Source organism: Stenotrophomonas maltophilia group sp. vghtpe118, assembly GCF_052605195.1.
Window position 1 is genome coordinate 1,183,904 of record NZ_CP199672.1, and the last position, 17,426, is coordinate 1,201,329.

The 17,426-nt window shown below is 65.7% G+C and carries 14 protein-coding genes; 7 read left to right on the plus strand and 7 right to left on the minus strand.

From position 1 onward, the window contains the following. The first annotated feature begins 159 nt into the window (after positions 1-159). Genes ACUDTM_RS05575 through ACUDTM_RS05585 form a run of 3 tightly spaced genes read left to right on the plus strand, consistent with a single transcriptional unit; the run spans position 160 to position 5,273 of the window. Positions 160-816, plus strand: coding sequence for a TetR/AcrR family transcriptional regulator (locus ACUDTM_RS05575; protein ID WP_072168157.1), 657 nt, complete (start codon positions 160-162; stop codon positions 814-816). Further along, positions 816-2,084 carry an efflux RND transporter periplasmic adaptor subunit gene (locus ACUDTM_RS05580; protein ID WP_072168158.1) on the plus strand — a complete coding sequence of 423 codons (1,269 nt, stop codon included), beginning with the start codon at positions 816-818 and terminating at the stop codon, positions 2,082-2,084. The genes ACUDTM_RS05575 and ACUDTM_RS05580 overlap by 1 nt, the downstream gene beginning before the upstream one ends. Before the next feature lie 15 nt (positions 2,085-2,099). After that, complete coding sequence (locus ACUDTM_RS05585; protein ID WP_005417430.1) at positions 2,100-5,273, plus strand: multidrug efflux RND transporter permease subunit; 3,174 nt, start codon at positions 2,100-2,102, stop codon at positions 5,271-5,273. Positions 5,274-5,425: 152 nt separating this feature from the next. On the opposite strand, the gene ACUDTM_RS05590 is transcribed toward ACUDTM_RS05585, so the two are convergent. Beyond that, complete coding sequence (locus tag ACUDTM_RS05590) at positions 5,426-5,713, minus strand: hypothetical protein (protein WP_138951979.1); 288 nt, start codon at positions 5,711-5,713, stop codon at positions 5,426-5,428. Positions 5,714-5,948: 235 nt separating this feature from the next. Next, complete coding sequence (locus tag ACUDTM_RS05595; RefSeq protein ID WP_088496857.1) at positions 5,949-7,097, minus strand: acyl-CoA dehydrogenase family protein; 1,149 nt, start codon at positions 7,095-7,097, stop codon at positions 5,949-5,951. Positions 7,098-7,250: 153 nt separating this feature from the next. Here ACUDTM_RS05595 and ACUDTM_RS05600 point away from each other — a divergent pair, with 153 nt between their 5' ends. From ACUDTM_RS05600 to ACUDTM_RS05615, 4 genes are all read left to right on the plus strand, one after another. Continuing rightward, positions 7,251-8,180, plus strand: a complete 930-nt coding sequence (locus tag ACUDTM_RS05600; RefSeq protein ID WP_072168161.1) for an ArsR/SmtB family transcription factor — start codon at positions 7,251-7,253, stop codon at positions 8,178-8,180. A gap of 13 nt (positions 8,181-8,193) precedes the next feature. Further along, the gene (locus tag ACUDTM_RS05605) at positions 8,194-9,285 is read left to right on the plus strand and encodes a homocysteine S-methyltransferase family protein (RefSeq protein ID WP_353080288.1); all 1,092 of its coding nucleotides are present in this window, start codon (positions 8,194-8,196) and stop codon (positions 9,283-9,285) included. A 57-nt stretch (positions 9,286-9,342) separates the two neighbouring features. After that, positions 9,343-12,027: a methionine synthase gene (metH, locus tag ACUDTM_RS05610; protein WP_445391208.1), complete on the plus strand. Its 2,685-nt coding sequence runs from the start codon at positions 9,343-9,345 to the stop codon at positions 12,025-12,027. An 87-nt stretch (positions 12,028-12,114) separates the two neighbouring features. Continuing rightward, entirely contained in the window at positions 12,115-13,302 is a 1,188-nt protein-coding gene (locus ACUDTM_RS05615) for an MFS transporter (RefSeq protein ID WP_252744948.1), read from the plus strand. 48 nt (positions 13,303-13,350) lie between these two features. On the opposite strand, the gene ACUDTM_RS05620 is transcribed toward ACUDTM_RS05615, so the two are convergent. The 5 genes from ACUDTM_RS05620 to ACUDTM_RS05640 form a co-directional block, all read right to left on the minus strand. Next, the gene (locus tag ACUDTM_RS05620) at positions 13,351-14,004 is read right to left on the minus strand and encodes a DUF2058 domain-containing protein (RefSeq protein WP_072168166.1); all 654 of its coding nucleotides are present in this window, start codon (positions 14,002-14,004) and stop codon (positions 13,351-13,353) included. A gap of 10 nt (positions 14,005-14,014) precedes the next feature. Continuing rightward, positions 14,015-14,257 (minus strand): SlyX family protein, encoded by a 243-nt coding sequence (locus ACUDTM_RS05625; RefSeq protein ID WP_005410256.1) that lies wholly within the window; start codon positions 14,255-14,257, stop codon positions 14,015-14,017. Then, the gene (locus tag ACUDTM_RS05630; protein WP_072168167.1) at positions 14,250-15,599 is read right to left on the minus strand and encodes a UDP-glucose dehydrogenase family protein; all 1,350 of its coding nucleotides are present in this window, start codon (positions 15,597-15,599) and stop codon (positions 14,250-14,252) included. The genes ACUDTM_RS05625 and ACUDTM_RS05630 overlap by 8 nt, the downstream gene beginning before the upstream one ends. A gap of 23 nt (positions 15,600-15,622) precedes the next feature. Then, a complete protein-coding gene (locus tag ACUDTM_RS05635; protein WP_014037761.1) occupies positions 15,623-16,600 on the minus strand; it encodes an FKBP-type peptidyl-prolyl cis-trans isomerase N-terminal domain-containing protein in 978 nt (325 codons plus the stop codon). Positions 16,601-16,696: 96 nt separating this feature from the next. Then, on the minus strand, positions 16,697-17,284 hold the full coding sequence (locus ACUDTM_RS05640) for a glutathione peroxidase (protein WP_072168168.1): 588 nt from the start codon (positions 17,282-17,284) through the stop codon (positions 16,697-16,699). Positions 17,285-17,426 lie beyond the last annotated feature (142 nt).

Genomic DNA, 17,426 nt, shown 5'->3' on the forward strand with positions numbered 1-17,426 from the left:
GGTTTGCTGCGGTTTAGACGCCTATTCAGTTCGCTCCGGTATGGAGCGGGCGCCTGCTTGAGCACTGCCGACAGGATCGGCAAAGCGTGTTACCGGAAGACACACGCGGCGACACCGATTCGATTCCACAATCCTGAACTGGACGGTATAGTCCACCGCGTGAACCCGGCCTACCTTCCCGTTGCCCTCGACGCACGCGATGAGCGCGTGTTCGATGCCGTGCGCGAACTGCTGGCCCAGCAGGGCATGCAGATGAGCATGGACGCGGTGGCCCAGCATGCCGGCTGTTCCAAGCAGACCCTCTACTCGCGCTACGGCAGCAAGCAGCAACTGCTGCGCCGGGTAATGCAGCGCCACGTCGGCCACGCTACCGGCGCCATGGTTCGTGCACTCCGTACTGACGACCTGCGTGCCAGCCTGCTCCAGTTCGCCACCGACTTCCTGGAGCACTTCAACCAACCGCACGTGGGCCAGGCCTGCCGGCTGATCGCCGCCGACGCGGCCCAGTTTCCCGAAGAGGCGCGTACCCTGTACCGGCATGGCGCCGGCGCACTGGCGCTTCATCTTGCTGAATGGATTGAAACCGTTTGCATGCAGGGCCAGCTCCGGCATGACGACCCGCACTTCATGGCCGAACTGCTGCTGAGCATGATCGCCGGTCAGGATTTCGACAAACAGCGCTTCCATACCCCCCACCGTGATGACGCGCTCTTGCGTCGGCGCTGGGCAGAGTTCTCCGTCGACAGCTTCCTGCGCGCCTTCGCGCCTCAGCCGTCGCCGGCCCCGTCTACAAACCAACCCCGGAGTTCCTCCTGATGACCGCCCCACTCCGCACCCTTGCCTTGACGTGCGCCGTTGCTGTCGCGCTGGCTGCCTGCAAGAAGCCGGAACAGCAGACGCCCCCGCCGCCGGAGGTGGGCGTGATCGACGCCAAGCCGCAGACCCTGCCGCTGCAGCGCGAGCTGGTCGGCCGCCTGTCGCCGTTCCGCAGCGCCGACGTCCGCGCACGCGTGCCCGGCGTGCTGCTCAAGCGGGTCTACCAGGAAGGCTCGCAGGTCAAGCAGGGCCAGACCCTGTTCCTGATCGACCCGGCGCCGCTGCGTGCCTCGCTCAACGCCTCCGAGGCCCAGCTGGCCTCGGCCCGCGCGACCTACGCCAACGCCAAGGTCGCCGCCGATCGCGCACGCTCGCTGGCCCCGCAGCAGTTCGTCTCCAAGTCCGACCTGGACAACGCCGAATCGGCCGAGCGCACCGCGCTGGCCGCGGTCAAGCAGGCCGAAGCGGCAGTGACCTCCTCGCGGATCAACCTGGGCTATGCCGAAGTGACCGCGCCGATCAGTGGCGTGGCCAACAAGCAGCAGGTCACCGAGGGTGCGCTGGTGGGCCAGGGCGATGTGACCCTGCTGACCACCGTCGACCAGCTCGACCCGCTGTACGTCAACTTCTCGTTGAGCGTGGACGAGCTGACCCAGCTGCGCGCGCAGCAGGCCAAGGGTGCGCTGGCGCTGTCCGGCGACGGCAAGGCCACGGTCAACGTCAAGCTGGCCGACGGCACCACCTATGGTGAGCCGGGCACGCTGGACTTCTCCTCGACCACGGTCGACCCGGCCACCGGCGCCGTGTCGTTGCGCGCGCTGCTGCCGAACCCGCAGCAGATCCTGCTGCCGGGCGCGTTCGTCAGCTTCCAGGCCAACCTGGGCGAGCGCAACAACGCCTTCCTGGTGCCGCAGCAGGCCCTGCTGCGCGATACCACCGGCGGCTACGTGATGGTGGTCGGCGCCGACGGCAAGGTCGTGCGCAAGAACGTGAAGACCGATGGCGCGCAGGGCGGCAACTGGCTGGTCAGCGACGGCCTGGCCGCCGGTGACAAGGTGATCGTGGCCGGCGTGCAGAAGGTCAAGGAAGGTGCACCGGCGGTGGCCAAGCCGTGGACCCCGGGCCAGGACGCCAACGGCAAGCCGGCCGCAGGCGGCGCCGCAGCGGCGGGCGCTGCACCGGCTGCAGGCAAGGCACCGGCCGACGCGGCCAAGCCCGAGCAGGCCGATGCGGCCAAGCCGGCCGCCACCGATTCGAACAAGCAGTAACGGGAACCTTCCGTCATGCCTAAATTTTTCATCGAACATCCAGTCTTCGCCTGGGTGGTTGCGATCCTGATCTCGCTCAGCGGCGTGATCGCGATCCTCAACCTGGGCGTGGAGTCCTATCCCAACATCGCCCCGCCGCAGGTCACCGTCTCGGCGACCTACCCGGGCGCCAGCGCCGATACCACGGAAAAGTCCGTCACCCAGGTGATCGAGCAGCAGCTGACCGGCATCGATCACCTGCTGTACTTCAGCTCCTCGTCCGCCTCCAACGGCCGTGCGCAGATCACCCTGACCTTCGAGACCGGTACCGATCCGGACATCGCCCAGGTGCAGGTGCAGAACAAGGTCTCGCTGGCCACGCCACGCCTGCCTTCGGAAGTGACCCAGCAGGGCGTGGTGGTGGCCAAGGCCAACGCCGGCTTCCTGATGGTGGTGGCGCTGCAGTCCGATACCCCGACCATTAACCGTGACGCCCTGAACGACATCGTCGGCTCGCGCGTGCTCGACCAGGTCTCGCGCATCCCCGGCGTCGGCAGCACCCAGCAGTTCGGTTCCGAGTACGCCATGAACATCTGGCTGAACCCGGAGAAGATGCAGGGCTATGGCCTGTCGGCCAGCCAGGTACTGGCCGCGGTGCGCGCGCAGAACGTGCAGTTCGCCGCCGGTGCGCTGGGTTCGGACCCGTCGCCGGAAGGCCAGCACTTCACCGCCACGGTCTCGGCCGAAGGCCGCTTCAGCTCGCCGCAGGAATTCGAGAACATCATCCTGCGCGCCAACGCTGATGGCTCGCGCGTGCTGTTGAAGGACATCGCCCGCGTCGCCTTCGGTGCCAACAACTACGGTTTCGACACCCAGTACAACGGCAAGCCGACCGGTGCCTTCGCCATCCAGCTGCTGCCGGGCGCCAACGCCCTGAACGTGGCCGAAGCGGTGCGCGCCAAGATGGACGAGCTGCAGCCCAGCTTCCCGGCCGGGGTCACCTGGTTCTCGCCGTACGACAGCACCACCTTCGTCAAGATCTCGATCCAGGAAGTGGTCAAGACCCTGTTTGAAGCGGTCTTGCTGGTGTTCCTGGTGATGCTGATCTTCCTGCAGAACTTCCGTGCCACCCTGATCCCGACCCTGGTGATCCCGGTCGCCCTGCTCGGTACCTTCCTGGGCATGTGGATGATCGGCTTCACGATCAACCAGCTGACGCTGTTCGCGATGGTGCTGGCGATCGGCATCGTGGTCGACGACGCGATCGTGGTGATCGAGAACGTCGAACGCATCATGACCGAGGAGGGCCTGGCGCCGAAGCCGGCCACGCAGAAGGCGATGACCCAGATCACCGGTGCGGTGGTGGCGATCACCGTCGTGCTGGCCGCGGTGTTCATCCCCTCCGCCCTGCAGGGCGGTGCCGCCGGTGAGATCTACAAGCAGTTCGCGCTGACCATCGCCATCTCGATGGCATTCTCGGCGTTCCTGGCCCTGGGCTTCACCCCGGCGCTGTGCGCGACGTTCCTCAAGCCGACGCACAACGACAACCCGAACATCGTCTACCGCACCTTCAACAAGTACTACGACAAGATCAGCCACACCTACGTGGGGCACATCACCTCGGCGGTGCGCCATGCGCCGCGCTGGATGATCCTGTTCGTGGTGCTGACCGCGCTGTGCGGCTTCCTGTTCACCCGCATGCCGGGCAGCTTCCTGCCGGAAGAAGACCAGGGCTATGCGCTGGCGATCGTGCAGCTGCCGCCGGGCTCGACCAAGGGCCAGACCAACGAAGTGTTCGCGCAGATGCGTGGCATCCTGGAAAAGCAGGATGGCTATGAAGGCATGCTGCAGGTGGCCGGCTTCAGCTTCGTCGGTTCCGGCGAGAACGTGGGCATGGGCTTCATCCGCCTGAAGCCGTGGGAGGAACGCAAGTTCACCGCGCCCGAGTTCATCCAGAACATGAACGGCGCGTTCTACGGCATCAAGGAAGCGCAGATCTTCGTGGTCAACCTGCCCACCGTGCAGGGCCTCGGCCAGTTCGGTGGCTTTGACATGTGGCTGCAGGACCGTAGCGGTGCCGGCTACGAACAGTTGACCCAGGCCCGCAACATCCTGCTCGGCCAGGCCGCGCAGAAGCCGGACCACCTGGTCGGCGTGCGCCCCAACGGCCTGGAAAACGCGCCGCAGCTGCAGCTGCACGTGGACCGCGTGCAGGCGCAGTCGATGGGCATGTCGGTGTCGGACGTGTACAGCACCATCCAGCTGATGCTGGCCCCGGTGTACGTCAACGACTTCTTCTACGAAGGCCGCATCAAGCGCGTGACCATGCAGGCCGATGGTCCGTACCGCACTGGCCAGGAATCGCTGAAGAGCTTCTACAGCCCGTCCAGCCTGACCCAGAACGCCGATGGCACCAACGCGATGATCCCGTTGAACACGGTGGTCAAGTCCGAATGGGTGTCGGCGCCGCCGTCGCTGAGCCGCTACAACGGCTACTCGGCGATCAACATCGTCGGTTCGCAGGCACCGGGCACCAGCTCGGGTGAGGCGATGCAGACCATGGAAGGCATCGTCAACGACGACCTGCCGGCCGGCTTCGGCTACGACTGGTCGGGCATGTCCTACCAGGAAATCCTGGCCGGCAACGCTGCGACCCTGCTGCTGGTGCTGTCCATCGTGGTGGTGTTCCTGTGCCTTGCCGCGCTGTATGAAAGCTGGTCGATCCCGGTGGCGGTGCTGCTGGTGGTGCCGCTGGGCGTGCTGGGTGCCCTCGGCCTGTCGATGCTGCGCGGCCTGCCCAACGATCTGTTCTTCAAGATCGGCCTGATCACCGTGATCGGCCTGGCGGCGAAGAACGCGATCCTGATCGTGGAGTTCGCGGTGGAGCAGCGCGCAGCAGGCAAGAACCTGCGTGATGCCACCATCGAAGCGGCGCGCCTGCGGTTCCGCCCGATCCTGATGACGTCGTTCGCGTTCATCATGGGCGTGATCCCGATGGCGATCTCCACCGGTGCCGGCGCCAACTCCCGCCACGCCATCGGTACCGGCGTGATCGGCGGCATGCTGTTCGCCACCCTGCTCGGCCTGCTGATGATCCCGGTGTTCTTCGTGGTCGTGCGCCGCATGCTGGGCGACAAGCTGGACGAACCGTCCAAGGAGTTCATGGAACGCCAGCGCGATGCGGATGCCGCACATCGTCCGGATCGTTGATCCGGTGCTGCGCTGAAAACGAAAAGGCCCCGGAGCGATCCGGGGCCTTTTTATTGCCACAATTGAATTCATGCCAATCCAGGTTGGCATCTACCGGAACAACGGCATTGCCGGTAGCCGCCAACCTGGGTTGGCGCTGTTCGGGCAACGCCTCAGCGCAGCAGCGCAACCACCGCGCACACCGCCACCAGAATCAGCGAGGCCCACTGCATGGGTACGAAGAAGAAATGGTGGGGCGCGGCCTCCCCCTTCTGCCGCGGCGCACGGTTGAGCCACAGGCCCAGCACCACGTTCACCGCCGCGCCGAGGCCTGCGCCCAACAGAACCTGTGACAGCGGGATACTGCCCCTGGGGCCGTCATGCGGAAAGAAGTACGCCAGCAGCAGGATCGCTGCAATCGGCGTCACCAGCGTCATGATTCCCCAACCGCGATAGATCATCGTGCAGACCCATGAAAAAAACGGCCTGCATTGTAGCGGGGCTTTAAGGGCGCCGCAGAATGAAATGCATGGCGATGCGCAGGTTGCCGCTCTGTAGAGCCGAGCCCATGCTCGGCTGCTTGTACCGGAGCCGAGCATGGGCTCGGCTCTACAGACGGCCAGAGAACAGCGCATCCACGCATGGCGTGGACCTACCTACCGCCGCGCCGCCATTGCGGCGGCGCGGCCATGCGACTCAGCGCAGCCCGGTTTCGTTGCGGGCGATCACCAGGCGCTGGATCTCCGAAGTACCTTCGTAGATCTCGGTGATCTTGGCATCACGGAAGTAGCGCTCCAGCGGCATTTCCTTGGAATACCCCATGCCGCCGTGGATCTGCACGGCCTGGTGGGTAATCCACATCGCCGCCTCAGAGGCGGTCAGCTTGGCGATGGCAGCCTCATTGCTGAAGCGCTTGCCCCGGCCCTTCACCCACGCCGCGCGCAGGGTCAGCAGCAGCGCGGCGTCCAGCTTGCACTTCATGTCGGCAATCTTGGCCTGGGTCATCTGGAAGGTACCGATGGCCGCGCCGAATGCCTTGCGCTCCTTGACGTATTGAATCGTCGCTTCATAGGCGGCTCGGGCGATGCCGACGGCCTGCGAAGCGATGCCGATGCGACCGGCATCGAGCACGCTCATGGCGATCTTGAAGCCCTCACCTTCCTGGCCCAGCACGTCTTCGGCCTGCGCCACGTAATCGTTGAACTCGATCTCGCAGGTGGCCGAGGCGCGGATGCCCAGCTTGGGCTCGGTCTTGCCACGACCGAAACCGGCCTTGTCGGTATCGATGATGAAGGCGGTGATGCCGCGCGCGCCCTTGTCCGGCTCGCTCATCGCGAACAGCACGATGTACTTGGCCACCGGACCGGAGGTGATCCAGCTCTTCTTGCCATTGATGACGAAGGTGCCGTCGGCCTGCTTCACCGCGCGGCAGCGCATGGCGGTGGCATCGGAACCGGACTGCGGCTCGGTCAGCGCGAACGCGCCGATGGCCGTGCCTTCGGCGATGGCACGTACGTAGGTCTGCTTCTGCTGCTCGGTACCGTGGGTCAGGATGCCGTTGCAGAACAGCGAATTGTTGACCGACATGATGGTCGAATGGGCTGCGTCGGCGGCGGCGACCTCCACCATCGCCAGCACGTACGCAACCGGGTCCATGCCCGCACCGCCGTATTCGGTCGGCACTTCAATGCCCATCAGGCCGTTCTCGCCCAGCAGGCGGATGTTGTCCAGCGGGAACTCGCCGGTGCGGTCATGGTGCTCCGCACTGGGGGCGATCTTTTCCTGCGCGATGCGCCGCGCAACGTCCTGCAGCATCAACTGCTCTTCGGTAAAGCTGAAATCCACAACACCCTCCCGGGTACATGAAGTTATGGGCCGCATACGGCGCGCCCAGGTGCTGCGATTGTACCGGGGCCCGGCAGTTTCCGTACGCTGGCGACTTGACCGCGCCAGGCCCCTTCAGCGAATATATCTCTATATCGCGATAGGTAGATGTTTATGGATCTGGAAGACTGGTCGACCCGCCTGAAGGTGTTCGCCGATGCCACTCGCGTGCGCCTGCTGGCGCTGCTGGAGCAGGAGGAACTGACCGTGGCCGAACTGTCGGCGATCACCCGGCTGGCGCAGCCGCGCGTGTCCACCCACCTGGCACGCCTGAAGGAAGCCGGGCTGGTCCGCGACCGCCGTGCCGGCGTGTCGGCCTATTACCGCTTCGACGAGGCCCAGCTGGACCCGGCGCAGCGTGCATTGTGGCATGCCTTGAGCAACGGAAGCGATGATCCGCTGCTGCGCCAGGACGCTGAACGCGTGGCCGCCGTGCTGGCCCACCGCGCCGCCGACCAGAACTGGGCCGACAGCGTGGCCGGCGACATGGAACGCCACTACTCGCCGGGCCGTACCTGGGAGGCGCTGGCACGCACCGCGCTGCCGCTGCTTGAGACCGGCGACGTGCTGGATATCGCCTCTGGTGATGGCGTGCTGGCCGAACTGGTTGCCCCGCATTCCAAGCGCTACATCTGCATCGATACCAGCGCGCGCGTGGTCGCCGCCGCCAGCGAGCGCCTGCGGCGGCTGCCCAATGTGGAAGTGCGCGAGGGCGACATGCATGCCCTGCCGTTCGAGGATGCCAGCTTCGACCTGGTCGTGCTGATGCATGCGCTCACCTACGCCAGCAAACCGGCGCAGGCGGTGACCGAAGCTGCACGCGTACTGCGCCCGGGCGGCCGCCTGCTGCTGTGCAGCCTGGCCCGCCACGAGCACAAGGCAGCGGTGGAGGCCTATGGCCACGTCAACCTCGGCTTCAGCGACAAGGAGCTGCGCAGGTTCGTCGACAAGGCCGGCCTGCAGGTGTCCAGCCTGGAGACGGTCACCCGCGAGAAACGGCCGCCGCACTTCGAAGTGATTTCGCTGATCGCCAACAAGCCCTGAGCCCGAGACCGCCATGCCCGCCCTGCCCTGGTTGCATCCTGATCGTGCCAACGCCCTGCTCGACGCCCTGCGCGAGCGGATCCTGATCATCGATGGTGCGATGGGCACGATGATCCAGCGCCACGGCTTGCAGGAAGACGATTACCGTGGCGAACGCTTCGCCGGTGGCTATGACCAGCTGCATGGCTCCGGCTGCGATCACGCCACACCGGAAGGCCATGACCTGAAGGGCAACAACGATCTGCTGCTGCTGACCCGGCCGCAGATCGTCGCCGACATCCACACCGCCTACCTCGAGGCCGGTGCGGACCTGATCGAAACCAACACCTTCAATGCAACCTCGGTCAGCCAGGCCGACTACCACCTCGAGCACCTGGTGTACGAGTTGAACAAGGCCGGCGCTGCGGTCGCGCGCACGTGCTGTGATGCAGTGGCCGCAACCACACCGGGCAAGCCGCGCTTCGTGATCGGGGTGATCGGCCCGACCAGCCGCACCGCGTCGATCAGCCCCGACGTCAACGATCCCGGCTTCCGCAATACCAGCTTCGACGAGCTGCGCGACACCTACCGCGAAGCCATCGAGGGCCTGATCGACGGCGGCGCCGATACCCTGATGGTCGAGACCATCTTCGACACGCTCAACGCCAAGGCCGCGCTGTATGCGCTGGAGGAAGCGTTCGATGCGCGCGGCGCGCGGCTGCCGGTGATGATCTCCGGCACCATCACCGACGCTTCCGGTCGCACCCTGTCCGGGCAGACCGCCGAGGCCTTCCACGCATCGCTCGCCCACGCCCGTCCGTTGTCGATCGGCTTGAACTGCGCGCTGGGTGCCGATGCGATGCGCCCGCATGTGGAAACCCTCTCGCAGGTCGCCGACTGCTATGTCAGCGCCCACCCCAACGCCGGCCTGCCCAACGCGTTCGGCGACTACGACGAAACTCCTGAAGAGATGGCCACCACGCTGCGCGGCTTCGCTGAGGATGGCCTGTTGAACCTGGTCGGCGGCTGCTGTGGCTCCACCCCCGAGCATATTCGTGCGATTGCCAATGCCGTAGCCGGACTGCCGCCGCGCGCACTGCCCGGCACCCGGGAGCAGGCCGCATGAACGTTGCCGCCACCGTCCCGCACTTCCCGCCCTACTGCTGTTGAGCCGACGCCTGCCATGACGCCTGTCCGCCCTACCCGCCTGTCCGGCCTGGAACCTCTGGTCATCACCCCGGACCTGCTGTTCATCAATGTCGGCGAACGCACCAACGTCACCGGCAGCGCGCAGTTCCGCAAGCTGATCAAGGAAGGCCGCTACGAGGAGGCGGTGGACGTCGCCCGCCAGCAGGTGGCCAGCGGCGCCCAGATCCTCGACGTCAACATGGACGAGGGCCTGATCGATTCGGAAGCGGCGATGACGCGCTACCTCAACCTGATCATGTCCGAGCCGGACATCGCGCGCATCCCGGTGATGGTCGACTCCTCCAAGTGGAGCGTGATCGAGGCCGGCCTGAAATGCCTGCAGGGCAAGAGCGTGGTCAACTCGATCTCGCTGAAGGAAGGCGAAGCGCTGTTCCGCGAGCACGCGCGCAAGGTGCTGCGCTATGGCGCCGCGGCAGTGGTGATGGCGTTCGACGAGGCCGGGCAGGCAGACACCTGTGCGCGCAAGGTCGAGATCTGCACACGCGCCTACCGCATCCTGGTCGACGAGATCGGCTTCCCGCCGCAGGACATCATCTTCGACCCGAACATCTTCGCCGTCGCTACGGGCATCGAAGAGCACGACAACTACGCGGTGGACTTCATCGAAGCCACCCGCATCATCAAGCAGACCCTGCCGCACTGCCATGTCTCCGGCGGCGTCTCCAACGTCTCGTTTTCGTTCCGCGGCAACGAAACCGTGCGCCAGGCCATCCATTCGGTGTTCCTGTACCACGCGATCGCCGCCGGCATGGACATGGGCATCGTCAACGCCGGCGCGATGCCGATCTACGACGAACTGGAGCCGGACCTGCGCGAGCGTGTCGAGGACGTGATCCTCAACCGCCGAAGCGATGCCACCGAGCGCCTGCTGGAGATCGCCGAGCGCTACAAGGGCAGGAAGGGCGCGGCGAAGATCGAAGACCTGGCCTGGCGCGAAAAGCCGGTGGCACAGCGATTGGCGCATGCCCTGGTACACGGCCTGGATGCCTTCGTCGAGGAAGACACCGAACTGGCCCGGCAGGCCTCCAGCCGCCCGCTGGACGTGATCGAAGGACCGCTTATGGACGGCATGAACATCGTCGGCGACCTGTTCGGCGCCGGCAAGATGTTCCTGCCACAGGTGGTGAAATCCGCGCGCGTGATGAAGAAGGCCGTGGCCTACCTGCTGCCTTACATCGAAGCGGAAAAAGCGCGCAGCGGTGACACCGCCAAGAGCAACGGCAAGATCATCATGGCCACGGTGAAGGGCGATGTGCATGACATCGGCAAGAACATCGTCGGCGTCGTACTGGCCTGCAACAACTTCGACGTGGTCGACCTCGGCGTGATGGTGCCGGCGCAGATGATCCTCGATGCCGCCCGCGAGCACAACGCCGACCTGATCGGCCTGTCCGGGCTGATCACCCCGTCCCTGGAGGAGATGAGCCACGTCGCCCGCGAGATGGAGCGCCAGGGCTTCGACCTGCCGCTGCTGATCGGGGGCGCGACCACTTCGCGTGCGCATACCGCGCTGAAGATCGACCCGCACTACAAGGCGCCGACGGTGTGGGTGAAGGATGCATCGCGCGCAGTTGGCGTGGCGCAGTCGCTGATCTCGCGTGATCTGCGCGAGGCCTTCGTTGCCGCCAACGAAGCCGACTATGCCGAAATCCGCGCGCGCCACCGCAACCGGGGCGACGCCAAGCGCCTGGTCACACTGGAACATGCGCGCGCGCAGAAATTCCAGGGCGGCTGGGACAGTTACACGCCACCGGCACCGAATCAGCCCGGCCTGCACGTGTTCGACGACTATCCGCTGGCCGAACTGGTCGACTACATCGATTGGACGCCGTTCTTCCAGGCCTGGGAGCTGGCCGGCAAGTTCCCGGCGATCCTCACCGATGAGATCGTCGGTACCCAGGCCAGCGAGCTGTACAAGGATGCCCGTGCGATGCTCGAGCGCATCGTCGGCGAGAAGTGGCTGACGGCCAAGGCCGTGTTCGGCCTGTGGCCGGCCAACAGCATCGGCGACGATGTCCGCGTGCAGCACGCACAGGGCGAAACTACCCTGCACTTCCTGCGCCAGCAGGTGGACAAGCCAGCCGAACGTCCGGATTTCTGCCTGGCTGATTTCATTGCCCCGGCCGACAGCGGAAAGCAGGACTGGATCGGCGCGTTCGCGGTCACCGCCGGCATCGGCATCGACGCCCACGTCGCGCGCTTCGAGGCCGAGCACGACGATTACAACGCGATCCTGCTGAAAGCACTGGCCGACCGCTTCGCCGAGGCGCTGGCCGAGCGCCTGCACCAGCGCGTGCGTACCGAATTCTGGGGCTACGACCGCGCCGAGACGCTGGACAACGAGGCCCTGATCGACGAGCAGTACCGCGGCATCCGTCCGGCCCCGGGCTACCCGGCCTGCCCCGAGCACAGCGAGAAGCGCCGCCTGTTCGACCTGCTGCAGGCTGAGAAGAACGCGGGCATGGAATTGACCGAGAGCTTCGCGATGCTGCCCACGGCCGCTGTCTCGGGCTACTACTTCAGCCATCCGCAGAGCCAGTACTTCGTGGTCGGGCGGCTCAGCCGCGAACAGGTCACCGACTATGCCCGGCGCAAGGGCGTGGACCGCGCCCAGGCCGAACGCTGGCTGGCCTCCAACCTCGACTACGACCCCGAATGACACAAAAAGGGGACGGAGGGGATTAAGTCGTTTGTGCATTAGCGACTTGATCCCCTCCGTCCCCTTTTTTTGCTTCATCATTCGGCGATGACCGTTCCCGTTGCCCGCCTCTCAAGTTTCTACCTGTTCTACTACGCGGCGCTCGGCGCGTTCACGCCGTACTGGAGCCTGTTCCTGACCGCGCGCGGGATGAGCGTGACCGCGATCAGCGTGATGATGGGCCTGTGGTACGCCACCCGCGTGATCGCACCCAGTACCTGGACCTCGCTGGCGGCCGCATCACCGCGACCGATCCGCCTGCTGCGCGTCGGCTGCGTGCTGACCCTGCTCAGCTTCGCTGCCTTTCTGCTGCCACTGCCGCAGCCGTGGATGTACCCGGCGATGATCGTGTTCTGCTTCTTCTACAACGCGGTGATGCCGCAGTTCGAGTCGATCACCCTCACCCACCTGGGCAACGACAGCCATCGCTACGGGTTGATCCGGGTCTGGGGCTCGCTCGGTTTCATCGCCGTGGTCACCCTGTTCGGCTGGCTGATCGAGGGCGATGGCGCCGGCAACCACGCCGGATTGTTGCCGTGGATGATGCTGCCCCTGTTCGTGCTGCTGGTTGCCTCGGCCTTCAGCAATCACTACGCGCGCGACATCGGCAGGACGGCGGGTGACACCAGCGGCTTCTGGCAGATCGTGCGCCGACCGCCAGTGCTGGCGTTCTTCCTGGCCGCCTTCATGGAACAGCTGTCGTTCGGCCCGTACTACACGTTCTTTTCGGTCTACATGGACCACCACGGTTACCGCACCACCACCCTCGGCCTGCTGTGGACCATCGGCGTGGTCTTCGAAGTGGGCGTGTTCTTCACCATCGGCCGCTTCTTCCGCCGCTACGACGCCAGCTGGATGCTGCTGATCGCGCTGGTCAGTTCCTGCCTGCGCTGGGCCGTGACCGCACTGTTCCCGGAGAACCTGCCGGTGATGCTGCTGGCGCAGACCGCGCACGCGCTGGGCTTTGCCGCGTTCTTCGCTGCAGCGATGCAGATGCTGGCGACCTACTTCCCCGGTCGTCTAAACGGCCACGGCCAAGGACTGCTGTACGGCTTTTCGTCCGGTGTCGGCGGTGTGCTGGGCGCGCTCATTGCCGGCCAACTGTGGAAGATCGACGACGGCCGCACCGCGTTCCTGGCCGGCAGCGGCTTCGCCCTGATTGGCGCCCTGCTCTGCTTTTTCGCGCTGAGCCTGCCGCTGATCCGTGCGCGGCGCAGCACTGCGTGCACCCGGTAACGAAAACGCCGGGCAATGCCCGGCGTTTTCATCATGCGGCAGATGCAGTTACCAGACCAGGTCGTCCGGCACCTGGTACTGCGGATCCGCGTACGGATCTTCCTCGGCCGGCGCATTCGGATCGACCTTCAGCGCCACCGACGGGGCGAACACAGCCTCGGACTGTGACAGCACTTCAGCGGTCACCAGCAGGTAGCGCCCGTTGAGCTGGACCACTCCAAGCTCGCCGGCATTGAGCGCGGTCAGCTGTTCGGCGGTCACATAGATGCGCTTGATCTTGCCGCCATACGGGAAGTGGCGGGCGATGTCGGCCGCTTCCGAGTTCAGGCTCTTGTCCTTCAGCAGTTCTTCCAGCTTGGCCTTGGCCTCGCGGCGTACGCGCGCCTCTTCCTGTTTCAGACGCTCGGCCTCGATGCGCTCTTCCTTTTCCTTCTGCGCGCGGATGGCATAGGCCTTGGCCAGATCCATCTCTTCGGCGCTGCGCGGCGTGCGCGGGCCCTGCTGGCCCGGGCGACCATGGCCATGCCCACGACGCTCGCCGGGCTTGTGCTCGCCCTTGCCAGCGCCCTGCGGCTTTCCATTGCCGTTGCCACCCTTGCCCTGCGGGCGACCGTCACGGCGGGGGCCATCATTCTTGCGCTCGGGCTTGGGCGCGGGCTTGAAGCCCAGGCCCATCAGCTGGTCGCGGAGGGTATCGCTCATAGGATTCGGATCAGTAGTGCGGCGGCGGCGGTTCGCTCGCCGGATCGGAAGAATTCAGCGCGTTGCGGACCTTGCCCAGGTCTTCCAGCAGCACGCGCAGCACGTCGGCGTTGCGCATGCCCTGCATGCGGGCATCGGCCAGCGCATCGCTCAGTTCGGCCAGCGCCTGTTCCTGGAAGGACACGCGCATTTCCAGTTCGACCAGGCGCGCTTCCAGCGCCTGCTCGCGTTCGGTTGGCAGCAGATCAGACATGCAGCGAGCGCCCCCGGCCAATGCCGTAGTACGCCAGGCCCGCCGCTTCCATATCCGCCGGCTCGTACAGGTTGCGGCCGTCGAACACCACCGCGTCCTTCAACTGCTCGCGCAGCGTCTGGAAATCAGGGCTGCGGAACTGCTTCCACTCGGTCACCACGACCAGTGCATCGGCCCCCTGCAGCGCCTCGTCGGCACTGCTGCAGAACACCAGATCATCGCGCTCGCCGAAGATGCGCTGCGACTCGTGCATCGCTTCCGGATCGTAGGCACGCACCGTCGCGCCGCCTTCCCACAGCTGCGCCAGCAGGCGACGGCTGGAAGCTTCGCGCATGTCATCGGTGTTCGGCTTGAACGCCAGGCCCCACACGGCAAAGGTCTTGCCACGCACACCTTCGTCTTCACCCTTGTCGTAATGACGCTGGATGAGGGCGAACAGATGGCCCTTCTGCGCATCGTTGACCGCTTCCACGGCGTTCAGCAGCTTCGGCTCCAGGCCGGCCTGCTGCGCGGTGCGGGCCAGCGCCTGCACATCCTTGGGGAAGCACGAGCCGCCGTAACCGGCGCCCGGGTAGATGAAATGCCAGCCGATGCGCGGATCCGAGCCGATGCCCTGGCGGACCTGCTCGACATCGGCGCCGACACGTTCGGCGATGTTGGCGATTTCGTTCATGAACGAGATCTTGGTCGCCAGCATCGCGTTGGCGGCGTACTTGGTCAGCTCCGCCGAACGTACGTCCATTTCCACCACGCGGTCGTGGTTGCGGTTGAACGGCGCGTACAGGCGCCGCATTACCGCCACCGACTCGGCGCTGGTCGCGCCGATGATGATGCGATCCGGGCGCATGCAGTCGGCGACAGCATCGCCTTCCTTCAGGAATTCCGGGTTGGACACCACATCGAAGGCGATGTCCGCGCCACGTGCCGCCAACTCTGCGGCAATGGCGGCACGCACCTTGTCGGCGGTGCCCACCGGCACCGTCGACTTGTTGACCACCACGGTCGGCACGCTCATGTGCCGGCCGATGGTGCGGGCCACAGCCAGCACGTACTGCAGATCGGCACTGCCATCCTCGTCCGGCGGCGTGCCAACGGCGATGAACACGACCTGGCCGTGGCCGATCGCGGCCGCGGCATCGGTGGTGAACGCCAGCCGCGACGCGGCGTGGTTGGCCTTCACCATCGGCTCCAAGCCCGGCTCATAGATCGGGATGATGCCCTGGTTGAGGCCATCGACCTTGGCCTGGTCGATATCGACGCAGACCACCTGGTGGCCGACGTCGGCCAGGCAGGTACCGGTCACCAGCCCTACATAACCGGTACCGAAAATCGCAACGCGCATGTCCGTGCAGGCTCCGTGGTCGCTTACGGCAGGACGCCCAGCAGCTCGACGTCGAAGGTCAGAGTCGCATTCGGGCCGATCGGGCCACCAGGGGTGCCGTTCTCACCGTAAGCCAGCTCACCCGGGATCCAGAAGCGGTACTTCGACCCGACCGGCATCAGCGCGACGCCTTCGGTCCAGCCCTTGATCACCTGGTCCAGGCCGAACTCGGCCGGCTGGCGACCATAGGAGCTGTCAAACACGGTGCCGTTGAGCAGCTTGCCTTCGTAGTTCACGCGCACCTTGCTGCTCGGCAGCGGGCGCTCGCCGCTACCCGGGCGGATGATCTGGTACTGCAGGCCAGACGGGGTGGTGACGACGCCCGGCTGGGTCTTGTTCTTGGCCAGGAACGCGTTGCCTTCCTCGCGGTTGGTCTGTGCGGCTGCGGCGGCCTTGGCCTGCATCTCGGCCTGCTTGCTGCCCATGAAGGCCTGGATGGTGGCGGTCGCGTCAGCTTCCGTCATCTTCGGCTGGCCCTTGCTCAGGCCTGTGCTGATCGCGTCAAACAGCGAGGCGACATCAATGTCGTCCTTCAGCTGTGCCAGCGACGGGCCGACCGAGTACGAACCGATCATCTGCGACACTTTGACGCGATCGACCTTCGGCGGCTGCGAACCCGGCGCCATGCCCGGCACCTGCTGGCCACTGCGGGCCATCACCACCTGGCGCAACGCGGCATCGGTGGCCTTGGCCTGTTCCTGGGTGATCTGCGGCTGCAGGCCTTCGAACGAACGCTCCACGGCAGTGCGCAGCGCGGCCACATCGATCTCATCGGCGATCGGGGTGAACGACTTGGCGACATCAAGGCCGATGGCGTAGCCGAGCTTCTGCTTGGGGGAATTCAAGGTTGCGGTCTCCTTGGCGGCTGCGGGGGCAGCCGGTTGTTGCGACAGAGCGACACCCGAAGTGCCCATCGCCAGAATCAGAACCGACGCCGCGGCGCCGCGCATTCCCATCTTCATTCGCTGCATTCCTGGAAGTGTCTGGGCGCCGACGTCGGCGCGAAAAGAAACATTGTCGCACGCATGCCGTCGATGTCGAGGCATCCGTGCCGGATATCAATGCGTGGCGGCTGCGGCCAGCGCCTTGTCGATGGCGGCGGTCAGCTGCGGATCGTCCGGCGTTACCTTGCTGGCGAACTGGGCAATGACCTTGCCATCGCGGCCGACCAGGTACTTGTGGAAGTTCCAGCCCGGCGCCACGCCGGTGGCCGCGGTCAGCCTCTGGTACAGCGGCGTCGCCTGTGCACCGACGACATGCACCTTCTCGAACATCGGGAACCTGACGCCATAGGTGAGCGTGCAGAAATCCTGGATCTGCTTTTCGTCACCGGGCTCCTGGCCCTTGAAATCGTTGGACGGGAAACCGAGCACGGCAAAGCCGCGGCCGGCATATCGCTTCTGCAGCGCCTCCAGGCCTTCGTACTGAGGGGTATAGCCGCACTTGCTTGCGGTATTGACCACCAGCAGTACCTGCCCGTGGTAGCGCTGCTGCAGGTTGACCTGCTGCTTGCTCGCGAGTGGGCGGTACTCCAGGTCCAGCAGATCGGCCGCCAGCACATGGGCGGAACCGGCCAGGCCGGCCACCAGCAGGGTCAGCAGGGACAGGCCGCGCAGGCGGCGCGGGATAACGGTCGGCAGGTGCATCGAGAGCGGTCCGCGGTAGCCATTCAAAGGGCCGGCCGGTAGCGGCCGGGAATCGGCCGAACTATAGCACCGCCCCGCCCCCCCCCCCCTTGTTGCGGCAAGCGCCTGCGGCTTTGCGCAGCGTGGCGTCTTTCCGCTGGCC